The sequence below is a fragment of the Antiquaquibacter oligotrophicus genome (assembly GCF_020535405.1).
In the GTDB taxonomy this organism is placed as follows: Bacteria; Actinomycetota; Actinomycetes; order Actinomycetales; family Microbacteriaceae; genus Rhodoglobus; species Rhodoglobus oligotrophicus.
The window spans coordinates 605,594-625,005 of sequence record NZ_CP085036.1; the positions used below are offsets into that span (position 1 = coordinate 605,594).

Consider the following 19,412-nt stretch of genomic DNA (forward strand, 5'->3'; position numbering starts at 1 on the left):
TCATGCAGCCCCTCGCCCCGAGCCGGAACCTCACCCATGCCACGTTTCATCGCCGCGATCATCGTTGTGCTCGCTGCCGCGGTCGCGCTCGTCTTCGCGTGGCCGCAGCTCTTTGGGCTCGCATGGGCACCGGGCGTTGCCCAGGTTGTTGCGCTTCGTGCACTCGCGGCTGCCGGCGGACTCGTGCTCGCACTGGTGCTCACCGTGATAGCACTGCTGTGGGTGGGCGCTCGCCGCTTCCTGGCCAGCCTTGCTGTGATCGCACTCGCCTTCGCCGGCATCAACACGGCGGTGCTCGCCAGCCGCGGGTTCGGTGACATCTCGTTCCCCACGGCGGCCCCCGGTGACATCACAGTGCTCGCCTGGAACACCCTGGGCGACGAACCGGGAGCCGACACGATCGCACGCCTCGCCCTCGACAACAACGCCGACGTGCTCGCCCTCCCCGAAACGACCAACGAACTCGGCTTGGAGATTGCCGCCATCATGAAGGCGGAGGGCCGCCCCATGTGGGTGCACACGGTCGCCTACGACGAGGTGTCCAAGGCACGATCCACGACTCTCCTCATCAGCGCCGACCTCGGCGAGTACAACGTCGACACGCAAGCGGAGACGACCGCGGTACTCCCCTCCGTGGTCGCGACCCCCATCGACGGCGACGGCCCCACCTTCGTTGCGGTACACACGGTCGCCCCGCTCCCGCCCATGGAGGTCACCTGGCAGGCTGACCTCCGCTGGGTCGCACAAACCTGCGCCGAGGGTGAGGTCATCATGGCGGGCGACTTCAACGCCACCCTCGACCACTTCTCCGGCATGCCCCGCAGCGACGGTGGTGACCTCGGCACGTGTCGGGACGCGGCGGATGCCACGGACAACGCCGCGGTGGGCACCTGGCCTTCCCGCCTCCCCGCACTCCTCGGTGCCCCCATCGACCACGTCATGGCCTCGCCGCAGTGGACGGCGACCGGGATGCGCGTCATCGAGTCGGAGGACGCCGCGGGCAGCGACCACCGCCCCGTACTCGTGCAGTACACGCCGACGACCTGAGGTAGCCCGCCCACTCCGGGGGACAATAGGGGCATGTCCGACACCTCGACACCCGCCCGCGCGACAGCCAACCGTTCCACGACCCCACGGTCGGAGACGTTCGCCCAGTACATCTCGTCGCAGTGGGCGGACCGGGTGGAGGAGGTGCCGGAGCTCCGACCGCTCGCGGCAGCCGCGGCCCGGCGCCGCGAGCGCATCTCGGCGTTGCATCCGGGCGCTCGCCTCATCATTCCGGCAGGCGGGCCGAAGCAGCGCTCCAACGACACGGATTACCCGTTCCGTGCGCACTCCGCCTTCGCGCACCTCACCGGCTGGGGCGCCGATTCGGTACCTGGTGCCGTGCTGGTGATGGAACCGAGTGGTGACGGGCATGACAGCACGCTCTACTTCCGTGAGGCCGCCGGTCGCGACACCGACGAGTTCTACGCGAACTCCGACATCGGCGAATTCTGGACGGGATCTCGCCCGTCATTGGTTCATGTGTCGGCCGAACTGGGACTCGAAACGCGAGCCATTGGCGAACTGGCGACCGTGCTCGAGACGACGGATGCCACAACCCGCATCGTGCGCGAAGCCGACCGTGACCTCACCGACCAGGTCGATGCCCGACGCTTCGATGCCACCGATGTGGATGCCGCGTTCGACGCCGACCTCGAACGAGACCTCAGCGAACTGCGCCTCGTGAAGGACGAGCTGGAGATCGCCGAGCTGCGGGCCGCCGTCGCCGCCACCAAACACGGCTTCGACGATGTCATCGCCGACCTCCCCGAGGTCATCGCGCATTCGCGAGGCGAGCGACTCGTCGAGGGCACCTTCAACCGCCGGGCGCGGGCCGAAGGCAACACGGTGGGGTACGACACGATCGCAGCCTCGGGACCGCACGCGTGCATCCTGCACTGGACACGCAACGACGGACCGGTTGTGCCAGGAGACCTCATCCTCATCGATGCGGGCATCGAACTGGAGAGCTACTACACCGCGGATATCACCCGCACGCTGCCGGTGTCCGGCCGCTTCACGGCGATCCAGCGCCAGATCTACGAAGCGGTGCTGGACGCGGCCGATGCAGCCTTCTCGATCGTTCGGCCGGGCATCCGGTTCCGCGAGATCCACGCCGCGGCGATGGCGGTGATCGCCGAGCGCACCGCCGAGTGGGGTCTGCTGCCGGTGACCGCCGAGGAGTCGCTGCAGCCCGATCACCAGTACCACCGCCGCTACATGGTGCACGGAACGTCCCATCACCTGGGACTCGACGTACACGATTGCGCGCAGGCCCGCCGCGAGCTCTACCTCGACGGGGTGCTCGAGGAGGGCATGGTGTTCACGATCGAGCCGGGGCTGTACTTCCAGCCCGACGACCTGAGCGTTCCGGAGATCTACCGCGGCATCGGGGTGCGCATCGAGGACAACATCCTGGTGACGGCGGATGGCGCGGAGAACCTCTCGGCGGGCATCCCCCGCACCGCCGACGACGTGGAGGCCTGGCTCCGCCGCTGACGGCCACGGCCCGCGCACCGGCACCACATTCCAAGCTCCCGAGAGGTTTTTTGACTCTTTTCCGGAGCTTTTGGCGTCACATCACACTGGTTACAGGATCTGGGCCGATTTCGGCCCAACCCTCCGGAAAAGTGCTCGATAGCTCGAGAGGGAGCGGCGGTTGGGGGCTCCGCGAGTGGCGCGAGCCCGAGCATCCGCCCCGCATCCCAAATGCAGGAGATGTGCCCGCCTACCGCGCGGCAACGGGCACGTAGGTACCGGATGCCACGAATCTCCTGCATTTGGCATAGCCCGGGTGGCGGGGTACCGACCCCAACGGCGCGCTAGTCCTGGCGGGGGTGCTCCGCGAGGGTCTGCTGCGCCTTGGCGGTGAGCTCCGGCGAGATGATGATCTGGTAGTTCGACGCGAGCACCTGGTGTGTGGAGGTGAAGTCGCGACGGCGTCGGGTGACCGCGTAGCTGACGATGCCAAAGATCATGCCGAATCCGGCACCGATGAGCAGCGCCGCACCCACGATGGAGAAGGACTGCGGCGAGGGCGGCGAGAAGATCGACAGCACGAGGCCGAAGAAGAGTCCCAGCCACGCTCCGGAGGCCGCACCGGCGAGCGCCGCACGGCCGTAGGTGAGCTTGCCGGTGACGTGCTCGACCGTCTTCAGGTCGTTGCCGACGATGCTCAGGTCTTTGACGTCGAACTCGGCTTTCGAGAGCCTGTCCACCACGGATTGCGCCTCGGCGTAGGTCTCGTAGGTACCGAGAACGTCACCCTTGGGGAGGGCCGGAGTAAGGGGCTTGCGACCGAAGCCGCTCGGTGTGCTCACGGAGGCATTCTCCCACGCGGGAGTAGGGTTTATGCGTGAGTACGACGAGAGCTTTCGCCGCCCGGCTGGTGGGTTGCTCCGTTTTCGACCCCAACGGCGACAAGGTCGGCAAGGTCCGCGACATCCTCGTCGTCAATCGCGCTAAGGCTTCGCCTCGTGTCGTCGGCATGATCGTGGAGGTGCCCGGCAAGCGCCGCGTCTTCTTGTCGATCGGTCGCATCACGAGCATCGGTTCGGGCCAGATCATCACGACGGGCCTCATCAACCTGCGCCGTTTCGAGCAGCGCGGTGGTGAGGTGCGTGTCATCGCCGAGTTGCTCGGTCGCCGCGTGAGCCTCGCCGACGGTTCCGGCACGGCCCAGATTGAGGATGTCGCGATCGAGGAGGTCGGCCTCGGCGACTGGGAGATCGGTCAGGTCTTTCTCCGCCGCCCCCGCACCGGCCCGTCGCCGTTCGGCAAGGGCGCGACCGTGTTCGCGTCGTGGTCGGAGATCGCGGATGACACAGCCCCGGGTGAGGCGCAGTCCGCCACCCAGCTCGTGGCGAGCTTCGCGGACCTCCTGCCCGCCGACCTCGCCAACGTCATGCTCGACCTCCCGGAAACCCGCATGATCGAGGTCGCCGAGGAACTCTCCGACGACCGTCTCGCCGACGTGCTGGAGGAGATGCCCGAGGCTGAGCAGGTGGACATCCTCGCCCACCTCGATGATGAGCGCGCCGCCGACGTGCTCGACCAGATGCAACCGGATGACGCGGCCGACCTCATCGCGCAGCTCTCCAGTGAGCGCGGCGAGGCCCTGCTCGACCTCATGGAGCCCGAAGAGGCCGAGGATGTGCGCTTCCTCCTCACCTACGCCCCCGATACGGCGGGTGGCCTCATGACGAACGAGCCCATCATCGTCTCTTCCGACGCGACGGTCGCCGAGGGTCTCGCCCTCATCCGCCGCCACGAGTTGGCGCCGGCGCTCGGTGCTGCCGTGTGCGTCACCCTGCCGCCGTACGAGGCACCGACGGGCCGATTCCTCGGGATCGTGCACTTCCAGCGGATGCTGCGCTACCCGCCGAGCGAACGCCTCGGCACCCTCATCGATGCCACCCTCGAGCCGGTTCACGCGGATACGAGCGCGGCGGAGGTGTCGCGCATCCTCGCGAGCTACAACCTGGTCTCGGTTCCCGTCGTCGACGAGAACCACCGTCTGGTCGGGGTGGTGACCATTGACGATGTCCTCGACTACCTCCTGCCGGACGACTGGCGAAGTACCAACGACGAACCCGAGTTGCAACCGACGACGACAGCATCCGTACCCGTGAAGGGAAGGAGGACCCGCAATGGCACGCGTTAGCCGAAACGACAATCGACTCGACTCCCCGAAGGGCCTGCGTTCAGCCCTCCCCCGCTTCGAAAGCCGCGACCGAACGGGTCGATTCTCGGAGGCTTTCGCGCGCGCGATGGGCACCCCGTGGTTCCTCATCGGCCTGACGGTGTTCGTGACCGTGTGGCTCGTCTACAACTCGGTGGCTCCGCTCGAGTACCAGTTCGACCCGCGGCTCACCAACTTCACGCTCCTGACGCTCATCCTCTCCCTGCAGGCGTCGTATGCCGCGCCGCTCATCCTGTTGGCACAGAACCGGCAGGATGACCGCGACCGTGTGCAGATCGAGCAGGATCGTCAGCGCGCCGAGCGCAACCTCAACGACACCGAGTACCTCGCGCGCGAGGTGGTGGCGCTGCGCCTCGCCGTGAAGGATCTGGCCAGCAAGGACTTCTTGCGCGCCGAACTGCGCTCGCTGCTTGAGGAGCTCGACAAGGCAAAGTCCGACGAAGCGGATGCCGTCAAGGATGCCCCGCAGAAGGACACCGCCGGGTGACCGATCGTTCGCGCCTGATCCACGCGGCGCTCTCCCGCGTCGTCGACCCCGAGATCCGTAAACCCATCACCGAGCTCGACATGGTCGGTGCTATCGAGGTGGCGGGGAGCACGGCATCCGTCGATCTGAAGCTCACGATTGTGGGCTGCCCTGCCGCCGACACGATCGAGCGTGATGTGCGCGCTGCCGTGCTCGGCGTGGAAGGCATCGAGGCGATCGACCTCACCGTGGGTGTCATGAGTCGCGAGCAACGCGACGCCCTGACCGCCCGACTGAAGGGCAATCGAACGTCGGCGTTCGGACCCGATTCCCTCACGCGGGTCGTGTGCGTCACGAGCGGCAAGGGCGGCGTCGGCAAGTCGTCGCTCACCGCGGGGCTCGCGGTGTCGCTCGCGCAGAGCGGTTTGCGGGTCGGGCTCATGGATGCCGATGTCTTCGGTTTCTCGATCCCCGGGCTGCTCGGCATCCCGCACGCCAAGCCCACCCGCGTCGGTGAGCTCATCCTGCCCCCCGTCGCTCACGGCGTGAAGGTGATCTCGATCGGCATGTTCACGGAGCCCGGTACCGCTGTGTCATGGCGCGGACCGATGCTGCACCGCACGATGCAGCAGTTCTTGACCGATGTCTTTTTCGGCGACCTTGACGTCTTGCTCATCGACCTGCCGCCCGGCACGGGCGATGTGGCAATCTCGCTCGGGCAATTGCTGCCGCAAGCGGAGGTTCTCGTGGTGACGACACCGCAGGCCGCTGCGGCCGACGTCGCCGAACGTAGTGCGATCGTGGCCCGTCAGACCGGCCAGACGGTGATCGGCGTCGTCGAGAACATGGCGGGTCTGGTGCAACCGGACGGCTCTGTGCTCGATGTTTTCGGTGCGGGTGGTGGAGAGGCGGTCGCGTCGCGGCTGGACGTTCCGCTCCTGGGGTCGATTCCGCTGAGTGTTGCCCTGCGCGAGGGCGGGGACTCAGGGATGCCCGTGGTGCTGGCGAACCCCGACGACCCCGCCGCGCGGGCGATCACCGAGCTGGCCGCGACCGTCGCTGGGCGTGGTCGCGGCCTCGCGGGGCGCAAGCTCGGGCTGAGCGTCACCTAGCCGTTAGCGCACCCACCGGCGGGTCGGTACGGGTCCGTATCCATCGCGGGAGACGGAGCGGATGACGGCGACGATCGCCGTGGCGGATAGGGCTGCGAGAAGGATCATGGTGAAAGTCATGTATCCATTTGACGCCGTCCCAAACTTAAGAACAAGCTCGTATTACTGAACTGACGATGTAGTTTAGCTACATGGACATCAGGCGCTTGGAGTTGCTCCGTGAGCTGGCCGACCGTGGCTCGGTGACCGCGGTCGCACGGGCCACACATCGCACGGCATCCGCGGTGTCGCAGCAGCTCAAGGTGCTCGAGCGCGAGGCCGGTGTGCCGCTCACGGAGCGCTCGGGGAGGGGCATCCATCTCACCGCCGCCGGACGCGAACTCGCCCGCACGGCGACCGATGTGGCGATCGCCATCGAGCGGGCGGAGGCGGTGTGGGAGGACTTCCGATCCCAGCCGCGGGGAGAAGTGACGCTGGCAACCTTTCCCTCGGGTGGCCAGATGCTGCTGCCCGGCCTTCTGACCGCGGTGGATGCCCTGCCCGGTCTCACCCTGGCGTGCAGCGATCTCGATCATTTCCTCGACGAGCCCGAAGATCTCACCGCCGACTTCGACGTCGTGGTGATCGACTCCCCCGACCTGCAGCCCGAGTGGACACACAAACGTCTGAGTGTGACGGAGCTCATGTGGGAGCCGCTCGACGTCGCTCTGCCCGAGAATCATCCGCTGGGCTCGAAGCGCGCGCTGAAGCCCGGAGACCTCACCGACGAGACCTGGATCGGAGTGCCAGCGGGTCTCCCCTTCGATCGAATCCTGCGCGACATCGAAGCCGCGAACGGAACCCCCGCGCGCATTGCCCAGCGCATTGCCGACAACGGTGTTGTGGAGGCGCTCGTCGCGGCCGGGCACGGCATCGCGATCCTTCCCCGTTTCACAACCCGCGACCGCGAGAACGGGCTCATCACGCGGCCGCTGGAGGGCATCCGTTCGCGTCGTCTCATCTCGGCTCTCACCCGGCCGGACCGCGCGGAGCGACCCTCTGTTCGTGCCGTTGTGAGAGCGCTCAGCGATATCGCGTCGCGGTTCGCGCGCGATCACGCCACCGGATGACCCTCCCCCGAGTTTCTCGGGCGCGCGGGCGTACTCTGTCCCCATGACTGACACCGCCGTTGCTTCCGCCTACGACGATCTGACCGCCGACCTCGTGGCGACCTCGGGCGAGACCGTGACCGTGATCGCCCCCTTCACGGGCGAGCCCCTCGTCGAGTTGCCGCAGTCGTCTGAGACGGATGTCGCGTCGGCCGCCGAGGCGGCGCGGGAGGCGCAGGTCGCATGGTTCGCGGCCGGTGCTGCGTACCGTCGAGAGGTACTGCTGCGCGGCCACGATCTGCTCCTCGAGCGTCGCCGAACCCTGCTCGACCTCAACCAGCTCGAGACCGGCAAGACCCGTGCTCAGGCGTTCGAGGAGGTTGTGCAGGCCGCCAACACCGCGCGATACGTGGCTCTCACGGCGCCCGCCCTGCTCCGCCCGCAGCGGCGCAAGGGTGTGCTGCCGGTCGTCACACGCGCGAGCGTCGACTACGTGCCGAAGGGCGTGATCGGCATCATCACACCCTGGAACTACCCCGTGTCGCTCGCCGGGATGGACGTGCTCCCCGCACTCGCGGCAGGCAACGCCGTCGTGCAGAAGGCCGACAACCAGGCGGCACTGAGCGTTCTCGCGCTGCGGCGTGCGTTCGTCGACGCCGGAGTACCGGAAGCGCTGTGGAGCGTGGTCGCGGGGCCTGGGGACACGGTGGGTAACGCTGTGGTCGATGTGTCCGACTATGTGTGTTTCACCGGTTCTACGGCGACGGGACGCAAGGTCGCGGAGCGTGCTGCGCGGGCTTTGCACGGGGCATCCCTCGAACTGGGCGGCAAGAACCCCATCATCGTGCTCGACGACGCGGACCTCGAGAAGGCCGCCGCGGGTGTCGCCTTCGGCGCGTTCAGCGCGCTCGGCCAGCTGTGCGTCTCGATGGAGCGCGTGTATGTGGAGAGGGGCATCGCCGACGCCTTCATCCCGCTGCTCGTCGAACGCGTGAAGGCGCTGCACCAGGGCCCCGCGCTCGACTACAGCACGGATGTCGGCTCCCTCACCTCCGCGGCACAGCTCGAGCGCGTCGAGGCACACGTGTCCGACGCGGTCTCGAAGGGCGCGACGGTGCTGGCCGGCGGCACGCGCCGCGAGGACCTCGGCCCGTTCTTCTACGAGCCGACGGTGCTCACGGATGTCACGCCCGACATGTCGTGCTTCGCTGGCGAGACCTTCGGCCCTGTGCTGTCGGTGTACATCGTGGACGACGAGGATGACGCGATCCGACGCGCAAACGACTCCGAGTACGGCCTCAACGCGTCCGTCTTCAGCCGATCCCTCACGCGTGCCCACGCCGTCGCGCGACAGCTGGACGCGGGCATCGTGAACCTCAACGAGCCCTACCGCGCCGCCTTCGGCAGCGTGGATGCACCGATGGGCGGCATGAAGGCATCAGGCCTCGGTCGGAGAAACGGGCCGGAGGGGATCCTCCGCTTCGTCGACACCCGCACGATCGGGGAGGCGACCGTGCTGTTCCAGATGCCGCGCACCGGCCGCGAGATGGAGCAGCTACTACCCGTGGTGATGACGCTGCTCAAGACGATGCGCACCCTCCGCTTGCGCTGACCTCCCGCCAACGGCGCGAAACTCCCGATAATCCCGTAATGCGCCACGCCAGAGCGGGATTTTCGGCGCACTCGATACGCCGAAGGCAGCTACTCAGGTCTCGGACTCTGCACGGAGGCAATCAACTCTCGGATGACTGAGGTGTCGTACCCGTACCTTCGCTTTGCCACCCACGCATCAACCTCACGCACCGACGCGTCGAGCAACTGCTCCAGCGCCTCTACCGCGCTCGGCGGGCAGACTTGGGGAAGCCCGATCTGGACTTTGAGCCAATGATCGCGTTTTCGAAAGTATCCCGTGCGAACGCCCTCGAACTCCGGCCTCCACAGGTCACGCCAATATGGACCTCAAAGTTGACCTTCAGCTCAGAAGCCGAGACCTCGTCGCCGCGGCTGTCACGATTCGCAACTAGTCGGGTCCGCACATCGTGTGTCGCTTGCTTCCAACATTCAGCGTCGGCCGTCGTCCCGCCAATGATGGTCCCGATGGAAACTACCGGTATTTGCTCATTACTCACTTGAAGTCCCAGGTAGTCGTCACTCCTTAAGTTTTCGCCGTTGCGTCGTGAGCCATCGTGGCGCGATCCAGTACTCGGGGCGGAGCGGTGTGAGATTCGCGAGCTCGCTTGCGTCCTCTGCCGTGAGGGGCGCCCTCTGCAGACCAAGCGCATCGCTGAGGTGATCGTCCAGCCATCTGTAACTTACAAGCCCCCAGGAGCCACACCGCTCCACGTCCGCAGGGACAGGAATCTTGTCCCGCCGATCGTCGACGTAACTCCGCTTGGGAGCGTCCCAGTAGCACGGATCGACTACATAGTCGTCTGAACTTACTTCGCTTGTGCCCGCGGCCTGAAAGTACCCCTTCGTCCACGGCATCCGATTGATGAACACGGGCGGCATTGCAAGTCCCTGGGGAGAGAACTGCGAAACGTCAGGCGTGGGCTCGTCGGAGACCACGTTGTAGATGTAGATGAGGTAGCAGTTTGGCATGGGCGCCGCAGCCAGGTCGTGTTCGTCCCCCATCACCCGACCAAACAAGTACCCCACCTGGGGCATCAACAACGTGAAGACGTCACCAGTGCTCGGCACCTTACGCGAGCCCCTCAACTTCGCCAGATTTGTTTCTTGCTCGGTCACGGTAATCCATTCTGCTTGAGCCAGTTCTGACCCCAGGCAACAGCATCGTCGTAGTAGGAATGCTTCGGGGAAATACTGTTAATGATGTTGTCATAGTTGTTCGACACGATCATTGCTTGCTCGACTGCGCGAGCTTCGCCTCGCGTGAGACCGCTCCCCATCACTGTCAGTTCGTCGAAGCGAGTCCCATGCTCCGACGTTCGCCGGACAACATTGTTCGTGATTCCAACGTAAATGTCCTCTCCGCCTTTCACGCCCTGATAGACGCTGTTGTTCGCTGGCCCGCCAGCGAGTTGACTCGGAAGCTTCGGTGCGGGCCGAGCGACGGCCGACTTGACGCTCGAAATCGCTGTGTTAACTCCGGACCGAATTGAACTTGAGGCCGAGGAAACAGCTTGTGTCACGAGTCCATCGAGCTGTTTCGCCACAGTCGGTAGAACCTTGCCCAGTGCGCCGCCGACGCCGGGTATGGCTCCTCCGATGGCACCTCCCAGTACCGCCTGGCCGAGGCCTTCGGCGCTCTTCTCGCCACTTGGAGGCCGTAGGTGACTGCGGCGCCCGCTGCTCCGGCGGCGATTCCGACACCGATGATGACCGCGCCACACACTCCGAAAGTGACGGCGGTGCAACCGACCGCCCCAACTACGGCAGCGGTGAGGGCAATCGTGACGGCAATTCCGGCAGCCATGGCGCCGACGTCTTGCCAGGTGTCACCGGACCAGGTGAATGGGTTCCACCACTGCGGCTCCCCGCCGCCTTCACCACCGCCGCTGCCGTTACCCGGGGAACCCGGCGCATCCGAACCACCGCCCCCGCCGTCGCCGCCACCGCCCTTGAGGCTCTCGTGGTACTTCTTCCAGCTGTCGGTGTAGTGATCGCACGCCTTCTTATCCATTGGCGTGTAACAAAGACCCGACGCGTCAGCGTTAGCGACAGGATTGTTCGCTGCGTACGAGTACCCGTTGTTCTGCTGCGGATTCATCGGCGCCAACACCGGATCAACAGAGATGAACCGTCCCCGTGCCGGGTCGTATTCGCGTGCCCCCAACCTGGTCAGCCCAGTCGTGTCGGACTCGGGTGCGTTCAAATACCCGTGGCTGGACGGCCACGGCGTGCTGAACGATGACGGGTTCGTCGACACACCGAACGGGTCCGTGTGACGCCTGGTCGCAGCACCCGTGGTGGCATCAATGGACACTTTGGACGTGCCCACAACATCCATCGACAACCACCGCAGCGTGAACCCGGAAACACCAGCAGTCGCCTCCCGCTCAGCCACCGTCTGCCCGGCAATCGAATACGTGCGCAACGCCGACACCGTCGACGACCCCGCAGGAATATTCAGCTCAGTCGACCCCAAATACAGAGTCGTCCCCTCAACACTGTCCTGCCGCAACAACAGACCACCACTAGCGGAGTAGACATTGTCCTGCTCCTCGGATGTGTCGGTCTCGATCTTCTCCAACCGGTTCTGCGCATCCCACGTCAACGACAGATTGTCGCTCTCGACCAGATTGCCGGACTCGTCGTACGTGAACGCTTGCGCCGTCGGGGCACCCCCATCCACCGACGTGGAAATACCCGTCAAAGTGTGCGGCTGATCACCCGTAGTCGGGTAGCTGTACGTGTCCACCGTGTCGACACCAGCACCACCGGAGTAATGATCGATGAGCTCCTCACGGTTACCCGTGACCGGATCAACCGACCAACTCTTCCAATAGGGCGCCGCCGAACCCAACGTCGTCGGAGTAGGAGTTGCATAACAATACGGATAACCAGCAGTCCACGCCTGCGTGAGATTCTGCAAGTAGTCGCACAGACGTCACTGCATCTCACTAGAGCTGTCAAGGCACTCGGCACAGTGCAGTCAACCGCGAGGACGTCGGCCCGTTCTTCTACGAGCCGACGGTGCTCACGGATGTCACGCCCGACATGTCGTGCTTCGCCGGCGAGACCTTCGGCCCCGTGCTGTCGGTGTACATCGTGGACGACGAGGATGACGCGATCCGACGCGCCAACGACTCCGAGTACGGCCTCAACGCGTCCGTCTTCAGCCGATCCCTCACGCGCGGCCGCGCCGTCGCGCGACAGCTGGACGCGGGCATCGTGAACCTCAACGAGCCCTACCGCGCCGCCTTCGGCAGTGTGGATGCACCGATGGGCGGTATGAAGGCATCAGGTCTCGGCCGGAGAAACGGGCCGGAGGGCATCCTCCGCTTCGTCGACACCCGCACGATCGGCGAGGCGACGGTGCTGTTCCAGCTGCCGCGCACCGGCCGCGAGATGGAGCAGCTGCTCCCGGTGGTGATGACGCTGCTGAAGACGATGCGCACGCTGCGCTTGCGCTGAGCTCCCTAATCACGCTCACCGCGTCATGTCGCGGGAGACGACGCCCTCGGTACAAGCCCGCCAAACTTATACGGATGAGTGCCCTGTTCTCCGCTGAGCGCCGGCCTGACCTCAGTACCTCGACCGCATCTTCGATCCCCATCACGGCGGCCCCGACTAGCTTCGCTAGGTGGTTGGGAAAGTTGTCAGTTGGTCGTTTAGCGACACCTGTTCGCCGATGTCGATGACGAGTCGGCCGTGGAGCTCGAACGACTTCGACACCACCTCCACCTGCGCACCTACCGCCAACTCACGGACGTGGAGCTTGACAACCTTGTAGCGCACCAAGACAGCTCGATCCTCGCGGTCACGCCAGCGAATGTACACATACTCGGCAAACTGGTCCCAGCCGACATAGACGATCGAACCGTCTCCAGCAACGAACTCGACTGAGGCATCCCACGGTTCATCCCCGTACTCGAACGCGACTCCCATTGCGTCCAGTACATATCGGTCCGGCAAGATGACTTCTGTTACCACCGTTCACCCCACTACAAGTTCTTACCCACGCTCTAATCATGGCTTGTGCCGCAGCTTTCTAGCTTTCTCAAGCGGATTCGGTGGGAGACTTCGTGGCCCCAATCAGCGCGCAAGGTCGGCGAGCCCAGAATGCGCAAGCCGATCGAGGTCCGCCGACCGCCGGACATGAAACCGGATATGCGCGAGAACCAGCCTGCTCATTCTGGGCCGAACTCGCTCCGACTTCCACAACATCGTCGGTGGAGCGATTCTCCACAAATTGTTTAGGCGCTGAACATTGAAAGTGTTTATCGCCTAAATTACGATCGTGAATGCGCGCGACGTCAACCGACGAATCGAGGAGCGAGGTGGTGTCGTACTCCGACAGAAGGGGTCACACCGCTTCTACCGCGTCGAGGTTGATGGAGCGATTGCGCATACGACGGTTCCACAACACGCTGGCGACATCCCGAAAGGATTACTCGCCAAGATCCAGCGGGACATGGAGCCTGCACTCGGGAAGGGATGGCTGCGGTGAAGTACACGGTGGTAGTGACCCGCGAAGGAACCTCGTGGATAGCCGAAGTTGTAAACCTCTCCGGCGCGCATACCTATGCGGGCAATCTCGCCGCGCTCGATGCCGCAGTGCGTGAAGTCATCGCACTCGTGGCAGACCTACCGGACGATGCGCCGTTCGACGTGGAGTATTCGTTCGAGGGCGTGGACGATCGATTCGTTGACGCCGCGCAACTCGGAGCCCGCCGCGCGCAGGCAGAAATCGAGCGCGCTACCCTCGCCGACTCCGCAGCTCACACAGCCGCTGCACTCGCCGCCGCTGGATACTCCCAGCGCGATATTGCTTGGCTGCTCCGCATGACCGTGGGCAGGGTGTCCCAAATACTGTCGGAGCACGCCGCGTAGCGAACCCCTACGTAGCCTCCGCGTCGAACGGGGCCGCCTCGGCCTCACGCAGCTTGCGCTGACGCTGCGCGTACGCGGACTCGCGCGGGGCGCGCACGACGGGTTTCGGTTCGTCCTCCTCGACGAGGGCGTCGCGGATGATGCGGCGCGGGTCGTACTGGCGGGGGTCGAGCTTCTTCCAGTCGATGTCGTCGAAGTCGGGGCCCATCTCGTCGCGCATACGCTCCTTGGCTCCGTTAGCCATGTTGCGGAGGTTTCGGACGAGTCGAGCGAGCTGTGACGCGTAGTAGGGCAGACGCTCAGGCCCGAGCAGAAAGACAGCGATGATCCCGATGATCAGCAGTTTGTCGAAGGTCAGGCCGAAGGACACTCGATCAGGATAGCCGCCGCGGCTGCGTGCGCCCTCTACAGTGGTCGGGAAGGAGAACCGCACCTGTGTCAGACAAGAAGCTGAGCCTGAAGTTCGCCGAGGATTCCATCATCGAACCCGAGGTGATCGCTGCCGCGCGCACGCACTCCCTCGAGTTGGGTGTGGAGCCCGTCACCCCCGCCGTCGGGTCGCACCTTGCGCTGCTCGCCGCGGCGACCGGGGCGAAGACCATCATCGAGGTGGGCACGGGTGTCGGCGTGAGCGGCCTGTGGTTGCTGCGCGGAGCACCGGATGCCGTACTCACGACCATCGACATCGAGGTCGACCACCAGCAGTCGGCGCGCCAGGCGTTCGCGGACGCCGGCATCGCGGCCAAGCAGACGCGACTGATCACCGGCCGGGCATCCGACGTACTCCCCCGCATGAATGAGGGCAGCTACGACATCGCCTTCATCGACGCAGACTCCGCATCGATTCTCGACTACGTGCAGCACGGGCTGCGGATGGTGCGCACCGGCGGCACCGTGATCGTCGCGCACGCGCTGTGGCGCGGGCGTGTGGCCGACCCGGCTCAGCGTGATGAGACGGTGGCGAACTTCCGGCTGCTGCTCAAGGAGACCCTGGCATCGGACGCGGTGCTGAGCGCCCTGTCACCTGTCGGTGATGGGCTGTTGATGCTCACGAAGGTGGGCGAGTAACGCTCGCCCCGGCGGCTCAGGAGGCCGACACAACTCCGGCGAGTGCGTCGTGAAGCTCCTTGGCCTCGGCGTCGTTCACCGAGACAACAAGACGACCGCCGCCCTCAAGCGGAACACGAACGATGATGAGGCGACCCTCCTTGACAGCCTCCATCGGTCCGTCACCGGTCCTCGGCTTCATGGCTGCCATGAACTGTCCCCTTTCGATGGTTACTCAACCATTATCCCGCATCCCGCGGACATCATTAAATCGTGTGAACGATCACGGCGGCGTCCAGTCGGAGCCGTCCACCCACCACGCCATGTACACCCACGCGACCTGGCCGAGGATGAACAGCACAACGATGCTCACGCGATAGACCGGCGACCGCGGCGCTGCGACGGCCCCGAGAGCCGGAAACAAGGGCAGGAGCAGGCGTAACGTGCTCGACTGCGGAAAGAACACCGCAAGCAGGTAGAGGCTGTAACTGACGAGCCAAAACCGGATGTCCACCCCGAGGCGACGCATGGCGGGCAAGAACAACGCTGCCCCGACCAGCACGAGCAGAAGCACAAGCGCGACGATGAGCAACCACGGCGGGATGCCCCACCACGAAGCCCACCACTCGGCGGCACGGAACCACGGCGTAAACGGCACGAGCTCGTCGTAGCCGATGTAGGCGGAACGCCACGCGAGTTCCGTCTCCAGATACGCCATGGGCCGGCCCGTGACGATGCCGGCAATCACGAGCCACGCGACGCCCGATGCGGCGCTCACGAGACCGGCAGCACACGCGAGAATCCGCTCCCGCCACGGGAACGGCTCTCGCCCGCGGCGATCCATCCACCACCGGTAGCTCACGTGCAGCAGGAGCGTGAGGGCGAAGGCGAGCCCACTCGGGCGCGTGAAGGCCATCACGACGATCACCGGGATGAGGAGCGCGTAGCGCCGCTCGACGAGGAGCAGGAGAGCCAGCATCAGCAGGAAGGCGTGCATCGACTCCGCATACGCGACCTGCAGGATAGGCGAAACGGGCGCAACACAGAACAGCACCACGGCAAAGAGCGCCGAGCCCGGCGGCAAAAACTTCGCCATGAGCCGGTAGAAGACGAGCGCCGCACCCAGCGCGAACGCGACAGAGACGAAGACCGCGACGACGCCGAAATCGGCTCCCGGCAGTAGGAACAGCCGCACGATCGAGGGGTAGGCGGGCATAAACGCCCACGCGCTCTCGCCCACGTGCCCGTCCGCGGTCATGGGCAAGCTGCTCGGGTATCCGGTGGCGGCGATGATGAAATACCAGTGGCCGTCCCAGATGCGGGCGAAATCGAAGTACCCGGGCGAGGCGCCCGTCCACGCATTCGGTTGCTGGATGCTGGCGAACCAGAGCAGGATGCCCGTCGAGATGACTCGCGAGACAGCGAACACCACAACCACCCGCAGCCACCACGGGCTCAGCCGATAGCGCACACGCAGCGCCACCGACATCGGGGAACGGCTCAGTGTGTGCCCAGCCACGCCCGCAGGCCCTGCTCGCACGCGATGATCTCCGCGATGTTCACGCGCTCGTCGTCGGCGTGGGCGCGAAGAGGGTCGCCGGGGCCGTAGTTGACGGCGGGCACTCCGTGGGCGGAGAAGCGGGCGACATCCGTCCAGCCGTATTTGGGGTGGGCGACGCCGCCGACCGCAGCGAGGAAGTCCTGCGCGAGCGGCTCGTCGAGCCCGGGCCTGGCACCCTCGGCGAGGTCGGTCACCGTGAGCTCGTAGCCGTCGAAGAGTTCGCGCAGGTGTGCGATGGCTTGCTCACCGGAGCGGCTCGGCGCGAAACGGTAGTTGATGGTCACCACGGCCTGGTCGGGGATGACGTTGCCCGCAACACCCCCGGTGATCGCCACCGCGTTGAGCCCCTCGCGGTACACGAGGCCGTCGACCTCGAGTTGTTCGGGCTCGTAGTCCTTGAGGATGCGCAGCACCTCCGCCGCGTCGTGGATGGCGTTGTGGCCCACCCACGAGCGCGCCGAGTGCGCGCGGATGCCCGACAGTCGCACCTCGACGCGGGCCGTGCCGTTGCATCCGCCCTCCACGGTGGCGCTTGTCGGCTCGCCGAGGATCGCGAAGTCGCCGGCGAGCAGCTCCGGTCGCGTGCGAGCGAGACGGCCGAGCCCGTTGAGGTCGCTCGAGACCTCCTCGTTGTCGTAGAAGATCCACGTGAGGTCGACGGGCGGTTCGCTGAGGTCGGCGGCGAGCACAAGCGCAACGGCGACACCCGCCTTCATGTCGACGGTTCCGCGGCCGATGAGCTCGTCGCCCTCGCGACGCACGGGGAGGTTCGCGTTGACGGGCACGGTGTCGATGTGGCCGGCGATCACAACACGGGATGCCCGGCCGAGGTTCGTGCGGGCGACGACCGCATCACCGTCCCGAATGACCTCCAGGTGCGGGTAGATCGCGAGGCTCGCCTCGATCGCGTCGGCGATGGCGGCCTCGTTGCCCGACACCGATTCGATGTCGCACAGGGCAACCGTGAGGTCGACGGCAGACCCGGCAAGGTCGAGCACGGGCAGGTCTGAGTCGCGGGCAGGCACCATGCCAGTTTAGGTAGCCTGAGAGTCATGAGCTCTCGCACTGCATGGGGATACGGTCTGGTCACGGTTTCGACGAGCGGGGTGGCACTCGACACGTGGTTCCCGGCCCCGAAGCTCGGCTCGCTGCCCGAGGGAACCGACCCGTACATTGCCCCCGCCGAATTCGAGGACCTCATCGGGTCGGACACCCGTCGCGCCGTTGAGCTTCGCTTCGAGACGGTGGAGATCGACCTGGATGCTGCTCCCGCCTCCACCCCGGATGCCTACCTCCGCCTGCACCTGCTCAGCCACCTGCTGGTGCAGCCCAACGACATCAACCTCGACGGCCTCTTCCCGCACCTGCCCATCGTCGTGTGGACGAACGCGGGCCCCGTGCATCCGGACGACTTCGACCGCTTGCGCCCCTCGCTGCAGCGCGCGGGTATCGCGCCGACGGGCATCGACAAGTTCCCGAGGCTCATCGACTACGTCACCCCCGAGCGCGTGCGCATCGCGGATGCTTCGCGCGTTCGCCTCGGAGCGCACCTGGCACCCGGCACCACCGTCATGCACGAAGGTTTCGTGAACTTCAACGCCGGCACGCTCGGCACCTCCATGGTGGAGGGCCGCATCTCCCAGGGTGTTGTTGTTGGGGACGGCGCGGATATCGGTGGCGGGGCATCCATCATGGGCACCCTCTCCGGTGGCGGCACCGAGCGTGTCGCGATCGGCGCTCGCGCCCTGCTCGGAGCGAACTCGGGTGTTGGTATCTCGATCGGCGAGGACAGCGTTGTGGAGGCTGGCCTCTACGTGACGGCGGGCACCAAGGTGACGATCCTCGACGGCACGGGTGAGCCGCGCACGGCGAAGGCCTCGGAGCTGAGTGGTGTGCCGAACCTGCTGTTCCGTCGCAACTCGGTGAACGGTGCCGTGGAGGTACTCCCCCGCAGCGGCGCGGGCATCACCCTCAACAGCGCCCTCCACGCGTAGCGACAAGTGCCCCGCTGTTTGAGGAGCGCGCGCAGCGCGCGTCTCGAAACCTGCGACCCCGCGAGGCGGGGATAAGGCGCGCAGGGCGCGCGCTACGTTCCCAATTCGCGTCGCTGTTGCGACCTCGATTGTGAACGTCACGTAAATTCAACTCAATTTCACGACGAAACGACATTTTCGGAAATGAGCGTTCGTTATGGTGAGTGTGACGAATTCTTACAACTACCCGACCGACCCCGTTAACAAGGTCGACCTCACCGGGCAATTTGAGTGGGATTGGAACACCGCCGGGGAGGTCGCCGATTTCGCCGCAGGTGCGCTTGGCGTGTTGGCACTGTTTGGTTGCGCCGCATGCGGTGTGATTTCGGCGGGCATTTCACTCGTTACCGGGGTAGCTCGTCTTGCAACCGGAAATCAGGAAGGATGGGTTGACCTAATCGGGGCCGCGACGTTTGGTGCATCGACTGGGGTTGTCATGGTTGCTAAGTCGGTGACGAAGGCCGCATTGAAGCAGACGCCCCGGTTCGTGCGAGGAACGCCAAACATTCCGGCGCGAAATGCTATCCGGCGCGACGGGTGCCTCTGGAGGTCCAATTACGAGCGAGGCGGGATCTACCTCGGCGCGCAAATATATGGTGCGTTTGAGACAGGAAGGTTCTTTATCGAGTTGGCTTCTGGAAAGTATGACCCTTCGATCCTGTGGAGAGGGCGTCTTGCCTAATGGGATTCTGGACTTTCTTCGTTCGCCGCTGGAGTTGGGCGCTGCTCCTGCCTCTCGTGGTGGTGCCCCTTCTGGGAGCTGACTACCAAGTGTTGATTCGTGTGTACGCCGCGTTCCTACCTGTTGTGGTCCTCGCCGCCTGGATATCCTTTCGCCGGAC

At 65.4% G+C, this 19,412-nt stretch carries 20 protein-coding genes and 1 pseudogene; 13 read left to right on the forward strand and 8 right to left on the reverse strand.

All coding sequences use genetic code 11. The annotated features are described in order from the left end of the window. The first annotated feature begins 36 nt into the window (after positions 1–36). The gene (locus LH407_RS03005) at positions 37–1,047 is read left to right on the forward strand and encodes an endonuclease/exonuclease/phosphatase family protein (protein WP_322132771.1); all 1,011 of its coding nucleotides are present in this window, start codon (positions 37–39) and stop codon (positions 1,045–1,047) included. Between the two features lie 33 nt (positions 1,048–1,080). Beyond that, positions 1,081–2,544: an aminopeptidase P family protein gene (locus LH407_RS03010; RefSeq protein ID WP_322132770.1), complete on the forward strand. Its 1,464-nt coding sequence runs from the start codon at positions 1,081–1,083 to the stop codon at positions 2,542–2,544. A 323-nt stretch (positions 2,545–2,867) separates the two neighbouring features. Here LH407_RS03010 and LH407_RS03015 read toward each other — a convergent pair whose 3' ends face one another. After that, positions 2,868–3,365 (reverse strand): general stress protein, encoded by a 498-nt coding sequence (locus LH407_RS03015; protein ID WP_322132769.1) that lies wholly within the window; start codon positions 3,363–3,365, stop codon positions 2,868–2,870. 35 nt (positions 3,366–3,400) lie between these two features. Here LH407_RS03015 and LH407_RS03020 point away from each other — a divergent pair, with 35 nt between their 5' ends. The 5 genes from LH407_RS03020 to LH407_RS03040 all read left to right on the forward strand — a co-directional run bounded on the left by LH407_RS03020 (position 3,401) and on the right by LH407_RS03040 (position 9,025). After that, complete coding sequence (locus LH407_RS03020) at positions 3,401–4,708, forward strand: magnesium transporter MgtE N-terminal domain-containing protein (RefSeq protein WP_322132768.1); 1,308 nt, start codon at positions 3,401–3,403, stop codon at positions 4,706–4,708. Further along, positions 4,695–5,234 (forward strand): DUF1003 domain-containing protein, encoded by a 540-nt coding sequence (locus LH407_RS03025; RefSeq protein WP_322132767.1) that lies wholly within the window; start codon positions 4,695–4,697, stop codon positions 5,232–5,234. Before LH407_RS03020 ends, LH407_RS03025 begins: the two co-directional genes overlap by 14 nt. Beyond that, entirely contained in the window at positions 5,231–6,325 is a 1,095-nt protein-coding gene (locus LH407_RS03030; RefSeq protein ID WP_322132766.1) for an Mrp/NBP35 family ATP-binding protein, read from the forward strand. The genes LH407_RS03025 and LH407_RS03030 overlap by 4 nt, the downstream gene beginning before the upstream one ends. A 191-nt stretch (positions 6,326–6,516) precedes the next feature. Continuing rightward, complete coding sequence (locus LH407_RS03035; protein WP_322132765.1) at positions 6,517–7,434, forward strand: LysR family transcriptional regulator; 918 nt, start codon at positions 6,517–6,519, stop codon at positions 7,432–7,434. Positions 7,435–7,477: 43 nt separating this feature from the next. Continuing rightward, a complete protein-coding gene (locus tag LH407_RS03040; protein ID WP_322132764.1) occupies positions 7,478–9,025 on the forward strand; it encodes a succinic semialdehyde dehydrogenase in 1,548 nt (515 codons plus the stop codon). A 536-nt stretch (positions 9,026–9,561) separates the two neighbouring features. Here the strand turns inward: LH407_RS03040 and LH407_RS03045 are convergent. Together LH407_RS03045 and LH407_RS03050 are read right to left on the reverse strand one after the other, a co-directional pair. Beyond that, positions 9,562–10,161: an Imm26 family immunity protein gene (locus LH407_RS03045; RefSeq protein WP_322132763.1), complete on the reverse strand. Its 600-nt coding sequence runs from the start codon at positions 10,159–10,161 to the stop codon at positions 9,562–9,564. A 400-nt stretch (positions 10,162–10,561) separates the two neighbouring features. Beyond that, positions 10,562–11,968 carry an RHS repeat-associated core domain-containing protein gene (locus tag LH407_RS03050; RefSeq protein ID WP_322132762.1) on the reverse strand — a complete coding sequence of 469 codons (1,407 nt, stop codon included), beginning with the start codon at positions 11,966–11,968 and terminating at the stop codon, positions 10,562–10,564. Between the two features lie 77 nt (positions 11,969–12,045). Here LH407_RS03050 and LH407_RS03055 point away from each other — a divergent pair. After that, positions 12,046–12,510, forward strand: a pseudogene (locus LH407_RS03055) (aldehyde dehydrogenase family protein); the annotation flags it as partial. Positions 12,511–12,675: 165 nt separating this feature from the next. Here the strand turns inward: LH407_RS03055 and LH407_RS03060 are convergent. Continuing rightward, positions 12,676–12,984, reverse strand: a complete 309-nt coding sequence (locus LH407_RS03060; RefSeq protein WP_322132761.1) for a hypothetical protein — start codon at positions 12,982–12,984, stop codon at positions 12,676–12,678. 352 nt (positions 12,985–13,336) lie between these two features. Here LH407_RS03060 and LH407_RS03065 point away from each other — a divergent pair, with 352 nt between their 5' ends. Both LH407_RS03065 and LH407_RS03070 read left to right on the forward strand, forming a co-directional pair. After that, a complete protein-coding gene (locus LH407_RS03065; protein WP_322132760.1) occupies positions 13,337–13,546 on the forward strand; it encodes a type II toxin-antitoxin system HicA family toxin in 210 nt (69 codons plus the stop codon). A gap of 14 nt (positions 13,547–13,560) precedes the next feature. Beyond that, a complete protein-coding gene (locus LH407_RS03070; RefSeq protein ID WP_322132759.1) occupies positions 13,561–13,929 on the forward strand; it encodes a hypothetical protein in 369 nt (122 codons plus the stop codon). Between the two features lie 7 nt (positions 13,930–13,936). Here the strand turns inward: LH407_RS03070 and LH407_RS03075 are convergent, their stop codons facing one another. Next, on the reverse strand, positions 13,937–14,299 hold the full coding sequence (locus LH407_RS03075) for a sec-independent translocase (RefSeq protein ID WP_322132758.1): 363 nt from the start codon (positions 14,297–14,299) through the stop codon (positions 13,937–13,939). Positions 14,300–14,364: 65 nt separating this feature from the next. Between LH407_RS03075 and LH407_RS03080 the strand changes: the two genes are divergently transcribed. Further along, positions 14,365–14,997 (forward strand): O-methyltransferase, encoded by a 633-nt coding sequence (locus LH407_RS03080; protein ID WP_322132757.1) that lies wholly within the window; start codon positions 14,365–14,367, stop codon positions 14,995–14,997. A 16-nt stretch (positions 14,998–15,013) separates the two neighbouring features. Here the strand turns inward: LH407_RS03080 and LH407_RS03085 are convergent, their stop codons facing one another. The 3 genes from LH407_RS03085 to dapE all read right to left on the reverse strand — a co-directional run bounded on the left by LH407_RS03085 (position 15,014) and on the right by dapE (position 17,562). Next, positions 15,014–15,187, reverse strand: a complete 174-nt coding sequence (locus LH407_RS03085) for a DUF3117 domain-containing protein (protein ID WP_322132756.1) — start codon at positions 15,185–15,187, stop codon at positions 15,014–15,016. Positions 15,188–15,259: 72 nt separating this feature from the next. Beyond that, the gene (locus tag LH407_RS03090) at positions 15,260–16,495 is read right to left on the reverse strand and encodes a hypothetical protein (protein WP_322132755.1); all 1,236 of its coding nucleotides are present in this window, start codon (positions 16,493–16,495) and stop codon (positions 15,260–15,262) included. Then, the gene (gene dapE, locus LH407_RS03095) at positions 16,477–17,562 is read right to left on the reverse strand and encodes a succinyl-diaminopimelate desuccinylase (RefSeq protein WP_407650622.1); all 1,086 of its coding nucleotides are present in this window, start codon (positions 17,560–17,562) and stop codon (positions 16,477–16,479) included. Before dapE ends, LH407_RS03090 begins: the two co-directional genes overlap by 19 nt. A gap of 27 nt (positions 17,563–17,589) precedes the next feature. On the opposite strand from dapE, the gene dapD reads away from it, so the two are divergent. Together dapD and LH407_RS03105 are read left to right on the forward strand one after the other, a co-directional pair. Continuing rightward, positions 17,590–18,531: a 2,3,4,5-tetrahydropyridine-2,6-dicarboxylate N-succinyltransferase gene (gene dapD / locus LH407_RS03100; protein WP_322132754.1), complete on the forward strand. Its 942-nt coding sequence runs from the start codon at positions 17,590–17,592 to the stop codon at positions 18,529–18,531. A gap of 196 nt (positions 18,532–18,727) precedes the next feature. Further along, positions 18,728–19,252 (forward strand): hypothetical protein, encoded by a 525-nt coding sequence (locus LH407_RS03105; RefSeq protein ID WP_322132753.1) that lies wholly within the window; start codon positions 18,728–18,730, stop codon positions 19,250–19,252. Positions 19,253–19,412: the final 160 nt, after the last annotated feature.